The organism is Mycolicibacterium sp. XJ870 (assembly GCF_053483975.1).
This window is the reverse complement of sequence record NZ_JBEFTI010000001.1, coordinates 598,753-618,508: the sequence shown is the minus strand read 5'-3', so window position 1 is coordinate 618,508 and position 19,756 is coordinate 598,753. Positions and strand designations below refer to the sequence as shown.

General features: G+C 66.8%; 19 protein-coding genes and 1 pseudogene. 3 read left to right on the top strand and 17 right to left on the bottom strand.

Translation table 11 applies throughout. From position 1 onward, the window contains the following. Nucleotides 1-6: 6 nt before the first annotated feature. Together ABQF30_RS03075 and pdxR are read right to left on the bottom strand one after the other, a co-directional pair. Nucleotides 7-1,419, bottom strand: a complete 1,413-nt coding sequence (locus ABQF30_RS03075) for an NAD(P)H-hydrate dehydratase (RefSeq protein ID WP_448460973.1) — start codon at nt 1,417-1,419, stop codon at nt 7-9. A gap of 73 nt (nt 1,420-1,492) precedes the next feature. Next, a complete protein-coding gene (pdxR, locus tag ABQF30_RS03070; protein WP_448460971.1) occupies nt 1,493-2,899 on the bottom strand; it encodes a MocR-like pyridoxine biosynthesis transcription factor PdxR in 1,407 nt (468 codons plus the stop codon). Nucleotides 2,900-2,968: 69 nt separating this feature from the next. Here pdxR and ABQF30_RS03065 point away from each other — a divergent pair, with 69 nt between their 5' ends. Beyond that, entirely contained in the window at nt 2,969-3,904 is a 936-nt protein-coding gene (locus ABQF30_RS03065) for a DMT family transporter (protein ID WP_448460970.1), read from the top strand. On the opposite strand, the gene ABQF30_RS03060 is transcribed toward ABQF30_RS03065, so the two are convergent. Beyond that, nucleotides 3,871-4,791 carry an alpha/beta fold hydrolase gene (locus tag ABQF30_RS03060; protein WP_448460969.1) on the bottom strand — a complete coding sequence of 307 codons (921 nt, stop codon included), beginning with the start codon at nt 4,789-4,791 and terminating at the stop codon, nt 3,871-3,873. The genes ABQF30_RS03065 and ABQF30_RS03060 overlap by 34 nt on opposite strands. Nucleotides 4,792-4,873: 82 nt before the next feature. Then, nucleotides 4,874-6,739, bottom strand: coding sequence for a glutamine--fructose-6-phosphate transaminase (isomerizing) (gene glmS, locus ABQF30_RS03055; protein WP_448460967.1), 1,866 nt, complete (start codon nt 6,737-6,739; stop codon nt 4,874-4,876). Nucleotides 6,740-6,806: 67 nt separating this feature from the next. Between glmS and ABQF30_RS03050 the strand changes: the two genes are divergently transcribed. Both ABQF30_RS03050 and ABQF30_RS03045 read left to right on the top strand, forming a co-directional pair. Continuing rightward, a complete protein-coding gene (locus tag ABQF30_RS03050) occupies nt 6,807-7,658 on the top strand; it encodes a dienelactone hydrolase family protein (RefSeq protein ID WP_448463392.1) in 852 nt (283 codons plus the stop codon). Between the two features lie 36 nt (nt 7,659-7,694). Then, nucleotides 7,695-8,735 (top strand): LLM class F420-dependent oxidoreductase, encoded by a 1,041-nt coding sequence (locus ABQF30_RS03045; protein WP_448460965.1) that lies wholly within the window; start codon nt 7,695-7,697, stop codon nt 8,733-8,735. A gap of 10 nt (nt 8,736-8,745) precedes the next feature. Here the strand turns inward: ABQF30_RS03045 and ABQF30_RS03040 are convergent, their stop codons facing one another. From ABQF30_RS03040 to ABQF30_RS02980, 13 genes and pseudogenes are all read right to left on the bottom strand, one after another. Then, a complete protein-coding gene (locus ABQF30_RS03040; RefSeq protein WP_448460963.1) occupies nt 8,746-8,976 on the bottom strand; it encodes a lipoyl domain-containing protein in 231 nt (76 codons plus the stop codon). 15 nt (nt 8,977-8,991) lie between these two features. Further along, complete coding sequence (locus ABQF30_RS03035) at nt 8,992-9,183, bottom strand: ferredoxin (protein ID WP_448460962.1); 192 nt, start codon at nt 9,181-9,183, stop codon at nt 8,992-8,994. Beyond that, a complete protein-coding gene (locus tag ABQF30_RS03030; protein WP_448460960.1) occupies nt 9,180-10,322 on the bottom strand; it encodes a thiolase family protein in 1,143 nt (380 codons plus the stop codon). The genes ABQF30_RS03035 and ABQF30_RS03030 overlap by 4 nt, the downstream gene beginning before the upstream one ends. Before the next feature lie 4 nt (nt 10,323-10,326). Next, nucleotides 10,327-10,602, bottom strand: coding sequence for a Zn-ribbon domain-containing OB-fold protein (locus tag ABQF30_RS03025; RefSeq protein WP_448463390.1), 276 nt, complete (start codon nt 10,600-10,602; stop codon nt 10,327-10,329). Between the two features lie 21 nt (nt 10,603-10,623). Beyond that, a pseudogene (locus ABQF30_RS03020) lies at nt 10,624-10,752 on the bottom strand (DNA-binding protein); the annotation flags it as partial. Beyond that, complete coding sequence (locus ABQF30_RS03015; RefSeq protein WP_448460958.1) at nt 10,739-11,074, bottom strand: 2Fe-2S iron-sulfur cluster-binding protein; 336 nt, start codon at nt 11,072-11,074, stop codon at nt 10,739-10,741. The pseudogene ABQF30_RS03020 and the gene ABQF30_RS03015, both read right to left, overlap by 14 nt. Before the next feature lie 10 nt (nt 11,075-11,084). Beyond that, nucleotides 11,085-12,053: an acyl-CoA dehydrogenase family protein gene (locus ABQF30_RS03010; RefSeq protein ID WP_448460957.1), complete on the bottom strand. Its 969-nt coding sequence runs from the start codon at nt 12,051-12,053 to the stop codon at nt 11,085-11,087. Further along, on the bottom strand, nt 12,046-13,110 hold the full coding sequence (locus ABQF30_RS03005) for an acyl-CoA dehydrogenase family protein (RefSeq protein WP_448460955.1): 1,065 nt from the start codon (nt 13,108-13,110) through the stop codon (nt 12,046-12,048). Before ABQF30_RS03005 ends, ABQF30_RS03010 begins: the two co-directional genes overlap by 8 nt. Next, entirely contained in the window at nt 13,107-14,648 is a 1,542-nt protein-coding gene (locus ABQF30_RS03000) for an AMP-binding protein (RefSeq protein WP_448460953.1), read from the bottom strand. Before ABQF30_RS03000 ends, ABQF30_RS03005 begins: the two co-directional genes overlap by 4 nt. A 4-nt stretch (nt 14,649-14,652) precedes the next feature. Beyond that, on the bottom strand, nt 14,653-15,690 hold the full coding sequence (locus tag ABQF30_RS02995) for an alpha-ketoacid dehydrogenase subunit beta (protein WP_448460951.1): 1,038 nt from the start codon (nt 15,688-15,690) through the stop codon (nt 14,653-14,655). Continuing rightward, nucleotides 15,687-16,691 (bottom strand): thiamine pyrophosphate-dependent dehydrogenase E1 component subunit alpha, encoded by a 1,005-nt coding sequence (locus tag ABQF30_RS02990; RefSeq protein ID WP_448460950.1) that lies wholly within the window; start codon nt 16,689-16,691, stop codon nt 15,687-15,689. Before ABQF30_RS02990 ends, ABQF30_RS02995 begins: the two co-directional genes overlap by 4 nt. A 59-nt stretch (nt 16,692-16,750) precedes the next feature. Further along, a complete protein-coding gene (locus tag ABQF30_RS02985; protein ID WP_448460948.1) occupies nt 16,751-18,280 on the bottom strand; it encodes an aldehyde dehydrogenase family protein in 1,530 nt (509 codons plus the stop codon). Continuing rightward, on the bottom strand, nt 18,277-19,722 hold the full coding sequence (locus ABQF30_RS02980; RefSeq protein WP_448460947.1) for a carotenoid oxygenase family protein: 1,446 nt from the start codon (nt 19,720-19,722) through the stop codon (nt 18,277-18,279). Before ABQF30_RS02980 ends, ABQF30_RS02985 begins: the two co-directional genes overlap by 4 nt. Between the last annotated feature and the right edge of the window lie 34 nt (nt 19,723-19,756).

The following is a 19,756-nucleotide window of genomic DNA, read 5'->3' as shown; positions in this document are numbered from 1 at the left end:
CTTTCGTTACAGGGACGCGACGGCAGCCCGTACGTGGGCGAGGATGCGCGACGCCGATGTCGGCGCCGGGACGGGCCCCGGGTCGGCGGCGGACAGGTTGGCGGCACGGGCATGGGCGAATGCCGCAGCTGCGGCGGCTTCCCCCGGCGGCAGTCCGGCCGCGAGCAGCGCGCCGATGATCCCGGACAGGACGTCGCCCGAACCTGCGGTGGCGGCCCATGACTGCCCGGCCGGGCTGAGATACGTTGGGCCCCTCGACTCGGCGATGACGGTGACATTTCCCTTGAGCAGCACGGTGACGCCCAGCCGCTCGGCGAGGCTTCGGGCCGCGGCGACGCGATCATGGCCGACGGGTTCGCCCGCGAGGCGCTGGTATTCCCCGGCGTGTGGGGTCAACACGGTGGGCGCGCTGCGACTGCTCACCAAGGTTGGGTTGGCGGCCAGCATCGTCAGGGCGTCCGCGTCGGCGATCACCGGCAGATCGGTTTGGAGCGCGAACCGCAGCGCGTCTTCGGCAGCCCGGTCAGTGCCCATTCCGAGCCCGACCACCCAGGCCTGCACCCGGCCCGCATCTTGCGGGGTGGCTGCGGCGACCACCTCTGGCCAATGCGAAAGAACCTGCTGTGCAGCACTTCCCGCATAGCGCACCATCCCGGAGGTGGCCGCCACCGCCGCGCCGGTGCTGAGCACCGCCGCACCTGGATACGTCGCCGAACCGGACAGTACGCCGGTGACGCCCTGGGTGTACTTGTCGTCATGCGGGCCGGGAACCGGCCAACGGACTTTGACGTCGGCGGCCTCGAAACCGGCGAGATCGGCGGGCGCAAGGTCCAGGCCGATGTCGACGAGTTCGACACGACCGCATTCACCCAGCGCATGAACGGGTTTGAGGCCGCCGAAGGTGACGGTCAGCGCAGCGTGTACGTGCGGACCATCGGCGGCGCCGGTGTGCACGTCGATACCGCTGGGGATGTCAACGGCGATCACGGGTGCGGAGTTGGTGGCGAAGACGGCCTCGGCGTTGGGGCGCAGCGGTCCGGACCCCGAGATGCCGACCACCCCGTCGATCACGAAATCGGTTGTCGTGGGGATGGTTTCCACCACCCGACCGCCGGATCTGCGGAATGCCGCCAGGGCTTTGGTATGGGTGCGGTCCGGGTTGAGCAGCACCGCGTCGGCCGCAGCACCGCGGCGACGCAGAAAGGTGGCTGCCCACAGCGCGTCGCCGCCGTTGTCGCCTGAGCCGACCACCGCGCACACGCGCCGTCCGGCCACACCACCGGTACTGACCTGAAGCTCCCGCGCGATCACGGTGGCCAAACCGTATGCCGCGCGGCGCATGAGCCCGCCGTCCGGCAACGCTGCAAGCAGCGGTGCTTCGGCGTCGCGGATCGCATCGGCGGAGTAGTAGTACCTCATCGGCCCCCGTTCCACTCGACGTGATTTCGACTTGCCCGCGCGTCAACAGGTTACGTGGCTTGCTGCATCACAGTCAGAGATTCGTGCCGGGCAACGCGACCATCCGTGCGATGGTCGCGCCGGCCTCTCGCAACCGGTCGGGCGTATGGGAGGCATAGCCGAGCACGAGCCCCGGCGGGCCGGGCAGCCGCCGATGCCAGGACAACGGGTGCACCAACACCCCGGCCTCGCGAAGGTCATCGGCCAGCGCGACATCGTCGACGCCCTCAGGCAGGGTAAGCAGCAGGTGCAGGCCGGCCGCGACGCCCGTCACCCGTGCTGCGGGCAGAGCTTCTAGCAGTGCATCGCGCCGGGCCCGGTGCCGGATGCGGACCAGTCGAATGTGCCGGTCGTACTCGCCGGACTCCAGCAGCCGCGCCAGCACCAGTTGCGGCACGGTCGGGCTGCCCAGGTCGCTGGCGTGTTTGGCCGCCACCAGGTCCGGATAGCGTCGCCGTGGCGGAATCAGCCAGCCCAGCCGCAGCGCCGGAGCCAGGCTCTTCGAGGTGCTGCCCGCGTACGCGATGCGATCCGGCGCCGACGGGTGCAGCGCCGGGACCGGCGCACGGTCGTAGCGGTACTCGGCGTCGTAGTCGTCCTCGATCACCAGTTCGCCGTCCCACTCGAGCAGCTCGCGCCGCCGTCGTGGGCCGAGCACCACGCCCGTCGGGAACTGGTGCGCCGGGGTGAGAAACACTGCCGGAGCGCCGCTTTCGGCCAACTCCCCCACATGGATACCGGCGTCGTCGACCGGCACGGGCACCGCCCGCAGTCCCCAGTACTCGAGTTCTTCGACCGCGCCGCGTGAACCGGGATCCTCAACCGCGATGGCATCGAGTCCATCGCCACGCAGCTGCTGCGCCAGGAGTGCGACGGCTTGCGCGACACCGGCGACCACGAGTATCTCCTCCGGATCGACCCGCAGTCCCCTGGTGCGGCCCAACCACGGGGCGAGCGCGGCACGCAGCCGAGGATGTCCACGCGGGTCGCCGTAGCCGAGGTCTTCGGGTGCGGTGTCGGAGAACACCGCACGCTCGGCGCGCAACCAGGCGCTGCGCGGGAACGCCGAAAGATCGGGCACCCCGGGCGAGAGATCGACGCCCTCGCCGACCGGCAGTCGCGGACGCGGCAGCCGTGGCTGACCGAGGCCGGGTGTCGCGGGGGCGGATCGCGGGCGCGGCACGGGCTGTGCGAGAACGCGAGTGCCTCCGCCGGATTGTCCGCTGACCAGGCCTTCGTCGGCGAGCCTGCGATATGCCTCGACAACCACGCCGCGCGACACCCCGAGCTCGTCAGCGAGAACCCGGGTGGCAGGCAACCGGACACCAGTTGTGAGCCGCCCGTCATCGACCGCGCTGCGCAACGCATCGACGAGCCAACCCGTCAGGCCCCGCACGGGCGCGGCCGCCGGGTCGAGCTGGAGAAAATCCGCGCCCGCCATGATTTGGTCCATTACAAACGTCCAAACTTGGTGCTGTTTGACGAACCATATTGCGCTCAACATGGGGTCATGTCCAGCTCTGTCCGCGCCGGCCTGTCCGGCGCACTCGGCATGACGTTCGTCGGCGGCAGCGTCGCGGTCTCGGGAGTACTTGCCGACGCACCGCTGCACACCGCACAGGCGCTGCGCTACGCCGTCGCGTGCGCGTTGTTGCTCGGCTGGGTACGACTCACCCGCCGTCCGCTACGCCGTCCACGCGGCCGCGAATGGCTGTGGCTGCTGGGCGTCACCTGCAGTGGTCTGGTGCTGTTCAACGTCGCGTTGGTGCACGGGTCCCAGCATGCCGAGCCCGCCGTGCTGGCGGTTGCGGTCGCCTGCGTGCCGGTGGCCCTGGCGACGGTCGGGCCGCTGCTGGAGGGCTACCGGCCGCGGACCCGGGTACTGGCCGCGGCCGTGGTGGTGAGTGTGGGCGCCGTCGTCGTCGAGGGGCTTGGCCGCGCAGACGCGACAGGGCTGCTGTGGGCATTCGTTGTCTTTGCCTGCGAGGCGGGCTTCACCCTGCTCGCCGTCCCGGTGCTGGCGTCGCACGGGCCTGCCGGTGTCTCCGTCCACACCACCTGGCTGGCCGCAGCGATATTCGGAGTTCTCGGCCTGACCACCGAAGGATGGCGCGCGGCAAGCGATTTCGACCTCGGTGAGGTGTTCGCGATCGGCTATCTGGCAGTCGGGGTCACCGCGATCGCCTTCATCCTCTGGTACACCTGCGTGCACTGGTTGGGTGCCGGGCGGGCCGGGCTGTTGACGGGCGTGGCACCTGTGGCGGCCGCGGTGATCGGCATACCTCTCACCGGAGGTCTGCCCGCCGCGCCGGTGTGGGCGGGGATGGCATTGATCGCGGGTGGGTTGGCGATGGGCATGGCCGCCGAACGTGAAGACATGCGCGGGATTTCGCCCTCATCTCGCACACAAGCTCACGTTCGGCGCCAGAAATCTCCCGCGCGCTGAGCGATCTCGTTCGCGTACTCGCCATTGATGGCATGTGACGCGTCGGGCCACACCTCGACCTGACCGCGCGGCAGCAGATCGCGGGCCCGCGCGGCGGCGGCCACCGCGTCGTGCATGACGCTGCGACCGGCCATGAGCGCGAGCACCGGCACGTCCAGCGACCGTAACTGCTCGTCGGTGAACAACCTCGGCATCGGTGTGCGCAACACGAAATCCTTTGCACCCGCATCGATCAACGCCGCTTCGGGCTCGGCGGCGTCGACGTCTGCGCCACCGGATATCCAGGAGATCACCCGGCGGCGCCACTTCTCGGGCACGCCAGGCGCCAGCATGGCGATCGAGGCCACCATCGTCTTTACCGGGATACGCGCGAAGGTGAATACCGGGTCCAGCAAGGTCAGCGATGCGACCCGCTTCGGAAGGTGCACCGCACAGTTCACCGCCGTCCATCCGCCGATGGACACTCCGAGCAGGTGGGCACGTTCCAGCTCGAGGCCGGCAAGCGCTTCGTCGAGCCACTGCGCTTGATCTTCCGCACCACCGATGGCGTTGTGCTGCACCGACAGCCCCGCCTCACCGAGCAGGTCCACGCTGTAGACCGTGCCGCGCGCGAGCAGCGGGGCGAGGTTCGTCCGGTACATCGGCGTCGACGCGTTGCGGCCGGGCAGCAGCACCACCGGTGCGCGGTCGCCCGGTCCGGCGAACCGATAGGCCCGCACCGTACCGAAGGCCGTTGGTATGTCGAAGAGTTCGAATGACGGCAGCGTGGCCATGCCGGCCCGGTAGGTGGTCAGGAAGTGCTCGAACGCCCCGACACTGACGAACGCGCCCAGATCGCCACGACTCCATCGGCCTGCGATGTTGACGTCCGGTACGGCGAGATCCATCAGAAGGCGGGCCCGACTGTGAACAAGATGCCGAAATTTCCCGGAGAACTCGCCATCTTGTTCACGTTGGACGAAACATTCACTACTCGACGGTGACGGACTTGGCCAGGTTTCGCGGCTTGTCGACATCGTAGCCGCGGGCCCGGGCCACCCCGGCCGCGAACACCTGTAGCGGAATCGTCGACAGCAGCGGTTGGAAAAGCGTTGACACCGAGGGTATTTCGATCAAATGATCGGCGTAGGGCCGCACGGTGTCGTCACCCTCCTCGGCGATCACCACGGTGATCGCGCCCCGCGCCTGGATCTCGCGGATGTTGGAGAGCAGCTTCGCGTGCAGCATCTGGGCGTTCTTCGGTGAGGGCATCACCACGATCACCGGCAGGCCCTCGTCGATCAGCGCGATCGGCCCATGCTTGAGCTCGCCGGCAGCAAACCCCTCGGCGTGCATGTACGCCAGTTCCTTGAGCTTCAGCGCACCTTCGAGCGCCACCGGGTAGCCGACGTGCCGACCCAGAAACAGGATCGTGGGCGACTTCGCGAACCGCTGCGCCAGCTGGAACACCGGCTCGATCCCGGCCAGCACCCGGGCGACCTGATCGGGCATGGCCTCCAGCTCGTGGTACTCGCGTTCGACCTCGTCGGGGTACTTGGTGCCGCGCGCCTGCGCGAGCGCCAGGCCCACCAGATAGTTGGCGGCGATCTGCGCAAGGAACGTCTTGGTGGCCGCGACACCGATCTCCGGCCCCGCCCGGGTGTAGAGCACCGCGTCGGCCTCGCGCGGGATCTGGCTGCCGTTGGTGTTGCAGATCGCCAACACCTTGGCCTTCTGAGTCTTGGCGTGCCGCACCGCTTCCAGCGTGTCGGCGGTTTCGCCGGACTGCGATATCGCGATCACCAGCGTGCTGCGGTCCAGCACCGGGTCGCGGTACCGGAATTCACTGGCCAGCTCCACCTCGACGGGCAGCCGGGTCCAGTGCTCGATGGCGTACTTGGCGAGCAGGCCGGAGTGGTAGGCGGTTCCGCACGCGACGATGAAAACCTTGTCGATCTCGCGCAGTTCCTGATCGCTCAACCGCTGCTCGTCGAGCACGATGCGGCCGTCGGCGAAGTGACCGAGCAGGGTGTCGGCCACGGCGGCGGGCTGCTCGGCGATCTCCTTGAGCATGAAGTAGTCGTAGCCGCCCTTTTCGGCGGCGCTCAGGTCCCAGTCGATATGGAATTCGCGGTAATCGACGTCGGTGTTGCCGGCGAAGTCGGTGATCCGGTAGCCGTCGGCGGTCAGCACCACGGCCTGGTCCTGACCGAGTTCGACGGCGTTGCGGGTGTGTTCGATGAAGGCAGCCACATCGGAGCCCAGGAACATCTCGCCCTCGCCCACCCCGAGCACCAGCGGCGTGGACCGGCGCGCGGCCACGATCGTGCCCGGATCGTCGGCGTTGGCGAACACCAAGGTGAAGTGGCCCTCGAGGCGCGGAAGCACCGCCATGACGGACCCGACGAAATCGCCCGCCGTGGGGCCGTGGTGGTACTGCCAGGACACCAAGTGAACGGCGACCTCGGTATCGGTGTCGCTGGAGAACTCCACCCCGACCGCTTCCAGACCGGTGCGCAGTGCGGCGAAGTTCTCGATGATCCCGTTGTGAACGACAGCGATCTTGCCTACGGCGTCGCGATGCGGGTGCGCGTTGCGGTCGGTGGGCCGCCCGTGCGTCGCCCACCGGGTGTGGCCGAGGCCCGTGGTGCCGGTCAGAGCGCTGTCGTCGGTCTCGGCGAGCGCGACCTCGAGGTTGGCCAACCGACCAGCGCGGCGCCGTACCGCCAGCCCGCCGTGGCCGTCCACCAACGCGATGCCCGAGGAGTCGTAACCGCGGTACTCCATCCGGCGCAGCGCGTCGACGACGATGCCGCGCGCCGGGCGCGCCCCGACGTAGCCGACGATTCCACACATAGGGACCCAGGGTAGTGCACCACCTGCCCGGCACCTGATTCTGCGAGGTGTGAGCTACGGTCATCTGGTGGCCGGCACCAAGAAGCTTTTCGCTGCGTTGACCCGCCGCGGACCACACCGCGTGTTGCGTGGTGACTTGGCTTTCGCGGGCGTCCCGGGTGTTGTGTACACCCCGGAATCCGGGCTGAACCTCGCCGGGGTGGCGTTCGGCCACGAGTGGATGACAAAGGCCGAGAAATACAACGGAACGCTGGAACATCTGGCGTCCTGGGGCATCGTGGCGGCAGCGCCGAACACCGAGACCGGCCTTGCGCCGTCGGTGCTCAACTTCGCGTTCGACCTGGGTGCGACCCTCGACATCGTCAGCGGTGTGCGGTTGGGGCCGGGGAAGATCAGCGTCCACCCGGCCAAACGCGGCCTCGTCGGTCACGGATTCGGCGCGTCGGCGGCGGTATTCGCCGCGGCAGGCATGGCAGCCGCGCCACACGGCCCGAAAGCGCTGGTCGCGCTGTTCCCGACGGTCACCAAGCCACCGGCCGAGCAGCCCGCCACGGCTTTGCGGATCCCGGGCCTTGTGCTGACCGATCCGGGCGATCCGATGACACTGCGCTCCAATGCCGTGGAGCTCGCGCGGGCGTGGGACGGCGCGACGCTGCGCACCGTCGACAAGGTCAAGGCCGGCGGCCTGATCGAAGGACGTCGACTGGCCCGTGTGGTCGGCCTGCCCGGCGCCGACCGCGGCACCCAGAAGACCGTGCGTGCGCTGTTGACGGGCTACCTGTTGCACACATTGACCGGCGACAAGACCTATCGCGATTTCGCCGACCCCGAGGCGCAGCTCCCCCGCACCGAGACTCCGGATCCGAACGCCGACCCCGTCGCGCTGGAAGACAAAGTCGTCGCGTTGCTCAAGCCCTGATTGGGTCAACCAACCGGTTGGGTGTATAAACCGAGGATGCGGACAGGCATCTTTCTGAGTTACGTCGGCGGCTTCAAAGAGGCCGCCAACCAGGTGGTCGAACTGGAGAAAGTGGGCGTCGACATCGCCCTGGTCGCCGAGGCGTACTCCTACGATGCGATCAGCCAGCTCGGCTATCTGGCCGCCAAGACCTCGACCATCGAACTCGGCACCGGCGTGGTGCCGATCTACACCCGGACCCCGTCGCTGCTCGCGATGACGGCCGCGGGTATCGACTACGTGTCCGACGGGCGTTTCCGGCTGGGCATCGGCACCTCCGGCCCGCAGGTGATGGAGGGCTTCCACGGGGTTCCGTTCGACGCCCCACTGGGCCGTACCCGCGAGGTCGTCGAGATCTGCAGGCAGGTGTGGCGACGCGAGAACGTCGACTACGACGGCAAGTACTACCAGCTCCCGCTGCCCGCCGAGCGCGGCACCGGGCTGGGCAAATCGCTGCATCTGATCAATCACCCGGTGCGCGAACGCATTCCGATCACCATTGCGGCACTGGGTCCGAAGAACGTCGAGTTGACCGCCGAGATCGCCGAGGGCTGGCAGCCGGTGTTCTACTACCCCGAGAAGGCCGACGACGTGTGGGGCGACGCGCTGCGCGCCGGTTTCGCCAAACGTGATCCGGCCCTCGGGCCGCTGGACGTGATGGTCAGCGCCAGCCTTGCCATCGGCGACGACGTCGAAGAGCGGCTGGCCTGGGCGAAACCCCAACTGGCGCTGTACATCGGCGGCATGGGTGCGCGCGGCAAGAACTTCTACCACAACCTGGCCACCCGCTACGGATTCGGAGAGGTTGCCGACCAGATCCAGGATCTGTTCCTGGCCGGCAAGAAGGCCGAGGCCATCGCGGCGGTACCCGATGAATTGGTCCGCAACGTATCCCTGGTGGGGCCAACGGGGTTCGTCAAAGAGCGGCTGGCCGCCTATGCCGAGGCCGGAGTGACCACGCTGCTCGTGCACCCACTCGCGACCGATGATGGCGAATCAGTGCGGTTCTGCGAGGAATTGGTGTCGCTGACGCGTTAGACGTGTTCAATCACGGTTCGAGCGTTCCGAGGGTGGTCCCCACCTGATAGGTCTCCTCCACGGTGATTTCGCCGTAGCGCAATGTGCCGGCACAGGGCGCGGGGATGTCGGTCTCGACCTTGTCGGTGCCCACGGTGTAGAGGTCCTCCCCCTCGGTCACCACGGCGCCGTCGGCCACCAGCCAACCCATGAATGTTCCCGCGGTCATGGTGACGTCGAGTTTGGGCATCTTGATCTCCATCGTGAGCACCTTTCGTCAAATGGTCAGGCCCAGCGCGCGAGCGGGGCACGACTGCACGGCTTCGGTCACCAGTTGTCGCTGGTCGGACGCGATCTCGTCGACGAGGAGTTCGGCCGCCCCGTCGGCGCCGACGACGAAGACGTCGGGTGCCACCGCCTCACACACGCCGTTGCCGACACACAGGTCGAGGTTCACTGTCACTCTCATCGGGTCAGCAGAGTGCAGCCGCTGAGGCCGGGTGCGCCATACACATGGGAGAACGCCACTTTCGGCGCGCCGCCCACCTGCCGTCGACCGGCAACACCGCGCAACTGCTGCACGTTCTCGTAGATCTGACGTAGCCCCGATGCCCCGATGGGTTCGCCGTTGGCCAGACATCCACCATCGGTGTTGACCGGTAGACGTCCACTCAGCTCGGTCTGGCCGGTGTCGATCAACTCGGTCTGAGCACCGTGCTCGCACAGCCCGGTTTCGGCGAGATGGATGATCTCCGCGCCGGCGTCGGTGTCCTGAAGCTGGGCGATATCGACGTCCTGCGGCCCGATGCCGGCCTTGTCGAATGCTGTCTGCGCAGCGTCGACCGTGGGACTCACCCCACGATGGACCGACAGCGACGGGCTGAGAACCTCGAAGGACCCCGGCCGGCGGGTCCGTACCGCACAGGCCGCCACATACACCGGGTGTGAACTGAACTGCTTGGCCAGCTTGGCATTACACAACACCAGGGCGGCCGCGCCGTCGCCTGGCGAACATAGCATGTACTGCCGCAACGGATCGCTGAGCATCATGGACGCCTCGACATCGCCCTCGGTGAGTGGCTTGCGGCGCCACGCGTTCGGGTTGAGCGAGCCGTTCCGGAACGCTTTGGACGCCACCTTGGCCAGTAACCGCTCAGGCAGCGAATGCGCGTGCAGGTAACGCTGAATCTTGAGCGCGAAGAACTGCGATGTCATCGCCAGTCCGGTTTCGCCGTACCAGCGGCCGAGTCCCAATTGCTCGGGATCGATGGTGAAGGCGCCGCGGGGATGGGAGTCGAAGCCGAGCACCAACGCGAAATCCGCTGCGCCCGACTCGATCGTGTGCACCGCCGACAGCAGAGAACTGCTACCCGTGGCACACCCGTTGAGCACGTTGACGAACGGCACACCGGTCAACCCGAGATCGGCGACCAGCGAATCGGCGGATCCTGCGGACATGCTGCCGCCGACTGCGTACTCGATGTCGGGCCAGGACACGGATGCATCGGCGAGCGCGTCCCGCACAGCCCGCACCGCCTCCTGGCGTACCGAGGTGTCCAGATAGCGCCCGAACGGGCGGCAGCCCACTCCGATGATGGCAGCAGTCATCTCGTCAATCCTGTTCCACTGGAGCGAATGCGAAAGTCATTGCCTGCCCGCCTGTTGCGGTGGGGACCTCCATCCGGGTGAGCTCCATCGGCATGCCGATCCGCAGTTTGGCCGCGTCGGATTCGGTCAGAATCGATTCGACGATGACCTCATCGGCCAACTCGACATAGCCGAGCCCGAACGGGTCGAAGTCGTTGCCGCGGGCGATGTACGGCGGGCTGGGTGGTGGAAACCGCTGGACCGTCCAGCTCCACAGCACACCGTGTTGGGACAACTTCACTGCGACAATCTCTGAACCCCCGCAGTTCCGGCACAATCGCGGTTGGGGGAAATCGACTTCGTGGCAGCCTGCACAGCGACCGCCGATCAGTCGAATGGTGCCCTCGGCGAGCTCAATGATGTTCGTATCTATGGCTTCAACGGCCGGCATCGGCACTCTCCTCACCTGCGCGCCGGGCGCGCACACCCCTTTTCAGCACGACGATGTCGCCGCGCACACCGGCCTGACAGGCCAGCCGCACATGTTGTCCCCGGCCGCCGTGATCGCCGCTGAGGTTGCGTATCGCTTCTGCCTCAGCCTGATCCGGTTCAGTCAGATTCCCCGGATGGTCGAGGACCTCGACATGACAGACCAGACATTCACCCTGTCCCCCGCAGATCGTCGGCCAGCGGTATCCGGCGGCCTGGCCTGCCGCCATGAGCGTCTGACCGTCGACGGCATCGAATTCGATGCCCGATGGTTTGACCGTCACTGTCGGCACGTCATCCCCGCCGCAATTCGCGCCAAGGCCGTCCACGGTCGGGGTCGGGTTCCCGGTCCAGTCCCAGCACCCGCTCACCGATGATGTTGCGCTGAATCTCCGAGGTGCCACCCGCAACGGTCAACCGACGACTGTCGAGCAACGTGTGTGCCGCAACCGGCTCCTCACCCGTATCCCAGTACGCCGCATCGGTGCCCGCCAGCTCGAACTGCATCTCGCTGATCCGCTGCGACAACTCGGACTGGATCAGCTTGGTGATCGACCCCTTCGCATCTGGTCGCGCCTGGAACCGCATGTTCGTCAGGCGCAACGCACGCTCGGTTGCGATCAGGTCGGCCAGTCGGTCGCGGACGGACTCATCTGCCCATGCGCCGGTGCGCCGCGCCAGCGCCAACGCCGGTGCCAACTCGACCCCGCTGGCACCGGAAGTCGCCGAAAGACCCGAACGTTCGGCGTTCAGCGTCGACACGGCCACCCGCCAACCCTCATTGAGCGGACCAAGCTGCGCATCGGGAGCCAGGACAAGATTCTCCAGGAACACCTCGCAGAAGTGCTCGCCGCCGGTCAACTGTCGCAGCGGCCGCACAGTGACCCCGGGTGCGGTCATATCGACCAGAAAGCACGTGATCCCCTCGTTCTTCGGCACGTCGGGATCTGTACGAGCCAACAACATCCCATAGCGGGAGACGCTGGCGAACGAACTCCACACCTTCTGCCCGTTCACAATCCAGCCTTCATCGCCGGGTACGGCGCGGGTGGCCAGACTGGCCAGGTCCGAGCCCGCCCCGGGTTCGCTGAACAGCTGGCACCACATGTCGGCCCCGGACGCGATGCCGGGCAGGTACCGCCGTTGCTGTGGTTCGGTCCCCCACGCCATGATCGCCGGGCCGATGAGCGTCACCGGCACGAAGTGCTGGTCGGGTAGCCCGGCGCTGCACTCCTCGACTTCGCCACGCAGATCCTCAGTCACAGTGGCACTCCCGCGCATCGATCAGCGTGGCCAACCGCCGGCGGTGCTCGGTCGGGGATCCGGTGAGTGCGCTGACGGCATGCGCGCGGCGCAGATACCGGTGTGCCCAGTGCTCCCACGTGATCGCGATACCGCCGTGAAGCTGCACCGCGGCTTTCGTCACCGCCGACGCAGCCTCCCGGACCAACACCGCCGCGACCGCGAGGTCGATATCGGTGTCGCTGTTATCAGGCGTGTACGTCAACTGCCACGCCGCTGCATAGACCGCCGAACGGGCCAATTCGACCATCCCCAAGAGGTCGGCGAGCCTGTGCTTGACCGCCTGGAACGAGCCGACGGTCCGCCCGAACTGGACCCGCTGATCGACGTATGCGACCGTGCCCTCCAGCACATGCTGGGCCACTCCGAGAAGTTCGGCCGATATTGTCAGGTCCACTCGCCGTGCGATCGTCGACCGCACTTCGGCATCCTCGACCAGCACACCCGCCACGGCGTCCGTACACGTGATGCGGCCCGGCGAGCGGGACAGATCCAGCCCACTCAACGGGATGTGGTGGAATGCCTCGCGGTCCAGCAGCGCCACCAGCCCCGCCCCGTCGAGCTCGGCGTCGACGATCACCACCGCCGGATCCGGTGACCCCCAGACCGGTTCTGCCACACCATCGATGCGCGCCGACGATCCAGTGCGGTTCACCGTCAATCCGCCACCGGCTCCCAGTACAGCGCCCGCAGTGTGACTGCCGGTGCGTAAGGGGGTGACCAGATCGCCGGCCCCGGTAGCCGCTGCGAGGGCGCCGACCGCGACCGCGGGAATGAGCGGCCCGCCGAACAGCGCGGCGCCGGCCTCTTCGGCCAGTATCGCCAGATCGATTGCCGTGGCGCCGGTGTCGCTCTCGCCGCCGAACACGATGGCATCTGCGCCGAGATCGGTGAGGAGGCGCTGCCAACCGAGAGACCCTTCGGCGTCGACGAAGAACTGCCTCAGCATGTCCCGCAGCGCCTCGTGTTCGTCAGTGACCTCAAACATCGACACGCCCGTGATCTCTGCCGTCGTCACGGCGCACCTCCCGCCACTGCTGCCCGGGAGAGGAACGTCTCGCGCAGCGCACGTTTGTTGAGCTTGCCCATCGCCGTCCGCAACTCGTAGTCGACGAGTTCGACATGATTCGGACATTTGTAGTGCGCGAGCCGATCCCGGCACCAGTCGACAAGTTCGGCGCTTTCGACGGGTCCGTCGGCGCGCACCAGGGCATACAGTTGCTCGCCGAGATCGGCGTGCGGAATTCCGATCACGGCCACATCCTCGACGGCGGGGTGCGATCTGAGCACCGCCTCCGACTCTGCCGGGTAGATGTTGACGCCACCGCTGACCACCATGTCCGATGCCCGGTCGGTCAGGTACAGGTAGCCCTCACCATCGAGATAGCCGATCTCGCCGATCGCGAAGACACCATCGGCGACGTAGCTGCGGCGGGTCTTCTCCGGGTCGCCGTGATACCTCGGGCCTTCGCCCGTCGTCGACCGTACACAAACCAACCCGGTTTCCCCTGTGCCCAAGACGGTTCCGTCCTCGGACCGGATGCTGAGGTCACACCCCGGCATGGCCCGGCCGACCGACCCGGGATGGGCGAGCCACTCGGTGGAATCGATCAACGTCACCGTGCCGGCCTCCGTCGAACCGTAGGCCTCGACGAGAACCGGCCCGAACCAGTCGATCATCGCCCGCTTGACCGGCACCGGGCACGCGGCGCCCGTGTGGACGATGCTGCGCATGCTGCTGACGTCGTAGCGCTCCCGGACCTCTGCCGGCAACGCCAGCAACCGGGAGAAATGGGTTGGCACCATCATCGTCGCCTCGATGCGGTGCCGGTCGATCTCGGCCAGCACGGATTCGGCGTCGAAGCGCGGCATGATCACCACCGATGCGCCCGCGAGCAGACCGCGGACACCGGCCAGCGGACCGGTGTGGTGCATCGGGGCGACCACCAGATGACTACCGGCCGGCGAGATCCGGGCAGCCTTCACCCGCTCGACATGGTCGATCATCGAATCGCCACCGGGAAACATCTGTTCAGGCAGTTGGACACCCTTGGGATGCCCGGTGGTGCCTGACGTGTAATACAGCGGTTTAGCCGGAACGATGCTCACGGCCGGCTCGGCATCGGGCGCTGCGGCCACCGTGGCGTCGAAGTCACCGACCCCGGCGACCCCGGCGATCTCGGGCCCGCCCCACGCCACCACCCGTGACCCGGTGTCGGCGGCCACGATTGTCCGCGAAGTACCGACACTGCACAACACGGTGTGCACCTGCGCGTCGCGCAAAATGTAGCCGACTTCGCTTGCGCCTAGGTGGTAATTGAGGGGGACCGCGGACAATCCGGCGTAGGTGATCGCCAGATGCGCAAGAGCGGTGTGGACGCTGTTGTCGGCCATCACCGCAACCCGCTGTCCCGGCGGAATATCGAGGGACAACAGCCAATTGACGGTCCGGTTGAGCAGCGTGTTCAGCTGAGCCCAGCTCCATTCCGTGGCGCCATCGGTGACGGCGATCCCCGCCCGATCCCGCTGCGCATACTGCGCGATGCCCTGTACCAACGATCTATCCGCTCGCGGGGGCCGACACCCGTGATCGCGACAACGCCCTCTTGGCAGCGTTGACGATCGCGGCGGCGTTGGGCACGAAGGCGTCCTCCAACACCTTGGCGAACGGAATCGGCGTGTTCGCACCCGTCACTCGCTGCACAGGCGCACCCAGATCGTCGAACAGGTTCTCGGTGATCAGACTGGCCACTTCGGCGCCGAACCCGTTGCGGCGCACGGCCTCATGAATCACCACTGCGTGGCGGGTGCGGGCCACCGATTCCAGCACCGCCTCCTCGTCGAGTGGCACCAGCGAGCGCAGGTCGATCACCTCGGCGTCGATCGAGTCGGCTTCGAGTTGTTGCGCGGCGGTCATGGCCTCGTGCACCTGGCGGCCGTAGCTGATCAGGGTGATGTCGCTGCCCGGCCGCAGCGTGGCCGCTCTGCCGAGCGGCACCACGTGGTGTCCTGTGGGGACGGGTTGCGGTGCACCGAAATACAACAGGCTCTGTTCGACCACGACGCACGGATCGGGGTCGAAGATAGCAGCGGTCAGCAGGCCTTTGGCGTCGGCGGGATTGCTGGGCACCACGACCTTGAGTCCCGGTATGTGCGTGAGCCAGGCCTCAAGCATCTCCGAATGCTGTGCCCCGAATTGCATTCCGGCGCCGGCGGCGCAACGGACGGTAAGCGGGACGGTGGTCTGACCGCCGGACATGTAACGAAGTTTCGCGGCGTGATTGGAGAGCTGATCCATACAGACGGCCAAGAAGTCCATGAGCATGATCTCGGCGACCGGTCGCATGCCCGCGATGGCGGCGCCGATCGCGGCTCCCATGATGGCCTGCTCACTGATCGGTGTGGCGCGCACGCGATGCGCCCCGTATTTGGTGGACAACCCGGCGGTCACCTTGAAGACGCCGCCGCTGGGATCTGCGATGTCTTCGCCGAGCAACAACACCGACGGATCGCGGCCAAGGGCATCGTCGAGGGCACTTCCGATGGCCTGGAAGCCGAGCATCGGCAGGGTGTCGGTGGTTTCGGTCCGGTCGGTCATACCAGAGCCTCCTCGTAGACGTCGGTGAGTGCCTCGGAGACCTCCGGCACAGGACTGTCGAGCGCGAATTGGCAGGCCGCGTCCACCTCGGCCTGTGCATCGGCTTCGATCGCATCGACCTGTTCTGCGCTCAGCACGCCGTCGGCGACCAATTGAGCGCGCAACCGCAGAACCGGATCGGATGCCCGTTCCCGGTCGAGTTCACCCGGTTGCATGTACTCGTTCTGGTCGGACATCTGGTGGCCGAAGTACCGGAACGTCATGGCCTCGAGCAGGGTCGGCCCGCCGCCGTCGCGCGCCCGGTCGACCGCGTCCTTGGCAGCCGTGTACATCGCGACCGGGTCGTTGCCGTCAACCCGCACACCCGGCATGTTGTAGGCAGCGGCACGGTCGGCCACCCGCGCCACACTGGTGCCGCCCTCGAACGAGGTGTGCTCGGCGTATCTGTTGTTCTGGCAACAGAACACCACGGGAAGACGCCACAGCCCGGCCAGGTTGCAGGCCTCATGGAAGGCGCCGATGTTACTGGCGCCGTCGCCGAAGTTGACCACCGTGACACGGTCGGAGCCCTGCAGTTGCGCGGCGAGGGCGAGGCCGACGGCGATCGGCAGACCACCCCCGACGATCCCGGTGGTGACCATCAACCCGGAGGCCGGATGGGTGATGTGCATCGGCCCACCCTTGCCTTTGCAGGTGCCGGTGGCCTTGCCCATGAACTCTGCCCAAAGCTCCGGCATGGGTACACCTTTGGCCAGGTGGTCATGCAGCCCGCGGTAGGTGGTGACGACATAGTCGGTGGGCTTGAGAACCACGCCGATCGATGCCGGCACGATCTCCTGACCCCGTGGTGAGTAGTACTGGGCGCTCACCTGTCCGGTGAGGATGAGCGAACGGAACTTCTCGTCACACGCCTTGATCCGGGTGGCGGTCGTGAAGATCTGCGTCAGTTCAGAATTCAGGTCCGAGGCGTCGGAACTCGCATCAGCTGTGGAGCTGGGCATGGGGCTCCCATCTATTAGCTAGTCGGATAATTAATTTGTAACATCGGTCACGTTCGGTGTCAACGGTTCGGCCGACGAAGTCCGAGCTTGCGCAGCCCGCGGCCGTCCACCGCCCGCATGACATTCGACAGAATCCGCGAGCGAACCCGGGACGCCGGGTACCACAACGGTTCCCGAGGCAACGCCGGCCCACGCGGCACGGTGATCGCCTGCTGACGGCAGTACTTGCGGATTCCGGGCGCCCCTCCCCATCGGGCGCCGATCCCCGATGCCTTCCATCCGCCCATCGGAATCGCGAAGTTGACCACATTGGCCATCACATCGTTGAGGTTGACCGCGCCGACCTCGAGGCGGCGCGCAACCCGCTCACCGCGCCGCAGGTCACCGGTCCACACCGTGGCCGACAGCCCGTAGACCGAATCATTGGCCAACCGCACCGCTTCGTCCTGATCGGCCACCCTGACGACGGGAATGGTCGGCCCGAAAGTTTCCTCGGTCATACAGGCCATCGAGTGGTCGACATCGACCAGGATGGTCGGTTCGAAGAAGGTTCCCACACCGGTTGGCTTGCCACCGAGTAGGATTCGGGCTCCGCCGGCAATGGCATCATCGACGTGGCGCTGCACGATATCCCGTTGAGCGGTCGTGGCCATGGCGCCGATGTCGACGCTGAACTCACGCTCGTCCCTACCCTGCCGCAGCGTCTTCACCTGCTCCACGAGGGCGCTGACGAACTCGTCGTATACCGGATCCTCTACATAGACCCGCTCCACGGAAATGCACGCCTGTCCTGAATTGAACAGTGCCCCATAGGCGATACCGGCAGCAGCACGCCCGATATCGGCGTCGGCCAATACGATTGCCGGGTCCTTGCCGCCCAACTCCAGGCTGTAGGGGGTCAGCGATTCGCCGCACGCGGTGGCGATCGCCCGTCCCGTGTGCGTGGATCCGGTGAACTGTACGTAGTCGACGGCATCGACCACCGCCCTGCCGGTTTCACCGGCGCCGGTAAGCACGGTGAAGACCGGGGGTGCCCCGATCTCAGCCCATCCCCTACCCAGTTCCACGGCGCTCAGTGGTGTCACCTCCGACGGTTTGACCACAACCGCGGCCCCGGCCATCAGGGCCGCGAAGACGTCGAAACACGGGTTGAGCAGCGGCAGGTTCCATGGCGTGATCACCCCGACCACCGGATAAGGCCGGAAGCTGGTCACCAGGCGTTTCGTCAGGCCGATGGGGCTGTGTGGCCGGGGCCTTTCGTCGACGAGAAACCGAGCGGCGTGGCGTGCCCAGTAGTTGGCGAGGTTGACCGCGGCGGGCACCTCGATCTCGGCGTCGTAGCGACTCTTGCCGGTCTCGGACTGCACGATGTCGGTCAACCGCGAAGAGTTGTCGATCAACCAGTCCTGCCAGCCTCGCAACCACCGCACACGTTCGCGCACTCCGGCGCTGTCCCATTCGCATTGCGCGACACGGAGTTCAGCGACCGTGGCTGCGACGGAGTCAGGAGAATGGTCGCAAACTGTGCCCACCGCGGTGCCATCGGCCGGGTTGCGAACCTCGATGATCCCGCGTTCGACGGTGCTCACCGTGCCATCGCCTGGCCGTACAGCGGGTTGTCCACGCTGTAGTAGTTGCAATGAAATCCGCTGGGTATGCGGAACGGGATCTTGACTCGGGCCACCGGCCCCCCGGACAGGGCCCGGGCGTCGAACACCGCCAGTTCGGTCTCGGCTGCGCCTGGTTGATGCACCAGCGTGATCGCATAACCGTCGAGTTCGTCTGCGCCACCCACCCGAGGCGCGAAGATGAGCTCGCCGGCCGCAGCACCCGCGCCGAAGTGGTACAGATCCTCGGCACCCGTGGCGGTGTCGACCCGCAGCACCGAATCCATGCCGTCAGCGCGGCCGTCGACGGAGTACAGGTTGCTGTTGGCGAATGCGTATCGACTGGCGCGCGTCATGAGCCGGTCGTCGGGGCGCGGAAATTGGATGTCATGGTCGCTGATGACCGATTCGGTGACGACGTCGGTCTGCCGGGTCGGATCGATCACCCACCGCCGCAGGCTCTGCCGGGTTTCCCGGTGCGATCGACGCCTGCCATCGAGGTCACCGAACAGCGCCGTGCCTTCGGCTGCAGCCACATCGGCGATCAGCCGACCGCCGTCCTCCCAGACGTTGGCCTGGTGCATCATGTGGCGCGGCTCGGCCTCGAACCACCGGACGTCGGCCGCGGACCCGTCGCGCGGCATGACGCCCAACTTGGTCGGCCGGTCCGGATCCCACGCGACCATCGGCCCGCCGGACATCGCCCGCCGGACATTGACGTCGAGCGGCGTTACCGGGAAGACCACATGGTTCTCGGTGACGAAGAAGGTGTGCATCATGGATCGGTGCGGTACCGGGATGACCTCCGTCTTGATCGGTTTGCCGTCGAAGCTGATGACGTCATAACGGATCTCGGGCTGATCACCGCTGTCGATCACCCCGATGTTGATCAGCTCACCGGTGTGGTGGTCAACGGTGGGATGCGCCGAGAACGTCGTGGTGATCACCCCGCCGTAGTGTTCCTCACCGATGGTGGCCAGCGTGCGCGGATCGAGCTCGACCGGCGGAGCGCCCTCCATCAATGCCAGAAGCTTGCCGCCGTGCAGGATGACGTTCGTATTCGCGGTGTTGTAGCGGGTGTCGCGGGCCAGCGGATCGGTGGTGGCCGGGTTGCCGTGGACCCCGAACAGCCTTCGGCCGGCTTTCATTTCAAGCAGCAACTTGTCGGTGCGGACCCACCGGTTGCGCAGTGATACCCGGCCGCCCTCGATGAAGAACGCGTACACCATCCCGTCGCCGTCGAACCAGTGATAGTCCTCCACTGTGGGCGGATACAGGGGTTCGGCTCCGTTGCGGTAGAACACACCGGCGAGGTCACCGGGCAGTTCGCCTTCGACGAACAGATCCGGCGCGTCGACCTCCATCCGGTTGGGCTGATGGTGCCCGGTGAGGAACGGGCTCTCGCGATAGCGCGTAGTCGCCATGGTGATCACATTCGGTAGTTGGTCGGATAATTAA

Bases quoted from the DNA above. Each gene is read 5' to 3' on its own strand.
- ABQF30_RS03075 (WP_448460973.1), bottom strand. From the start codon at position 1,419: ATGAGGTACTACTACTCCGCCGATGCGATCCGCGACGCCGAAGCACCG.
- pdxR (WP_448460971.1), bottom strand. From the start codon at position 2,899: ATGGCGGGCGCGGATTTTCTCCAGCTCGACCCGGCGGCCGCGCCCGTG.
- ABQF30_RS03065 (WP_448460970.1), top strand. From the start codon at position 2,969: ATGTCCAGCTCTGTCCGCGCCGGCCTGTCCGGCGCACTCGGCATGACG.
- ABQF30_RS03060 (WP_448460969.1), bottom strand. From the start codon at position 4,791: ATGGATCTCGCCGTACCGGACGTCAACATCGCAGGCCGATGGAGTCGT.
- glmS (WP_448460967.1), bottom strand. From the start codon at position 6,739: ATGTGTGGAATCGTCGGCTACGTCGGGGCGCGCCCGGCGCGCGGCATC.
- ABQF30_RS03045 (WP_448460965.1), top strand. From the start codon at position 7,695: ATGCGGACAGGCATCTTTCTGAGTTACGTCGGCGGCTTCAAAGAGGCC.
- ABQF30_RS03040 (WP_448460963.1), bottom strand. From the start codon at position 8,976: ATGGAGATCAAGATGCCCAAACTCGACGTCACCATGACCGCGGGAACA.
- ABQF30_RS03035 (WP_448460962.1), bottom strand. From the start codon at position 9,183: ATGAGAGTGACAGTGAACCTCGACCTGTGTGTCGGCAACGGCGTGTGT.
- ABQF30_RS03030 (WP_448460960.1), bottom strand. From the start codon at position 10,322: ATGACTGCTGCCATCATCGGAGTGGGCTGCCGCCCGTTCGGGCGCTAT.
- ABQF30_RS02995 (WP_448460951.1), bottom strand. From the start codon at position 15,690: ATGACCGACCGGACCGAAACCACCGACACCCTGCCGATGCTCGGCTTC.
- ABQF30_RS02990 (WP_448460950.1), bottom strand. From the start codon at position 16,691: ATGCCCAGCTCCACAGCTGATGCGAGTTCCGACGCCTCGGACCTGAAT.
- ABQF30_RS02980 (WP_448460947.1), bottom strand. From the start codon at position 19,722: ATGGCGACTACGCGCTATCGCGAGAGCCCGTTCCTCACCGGGCACCAT.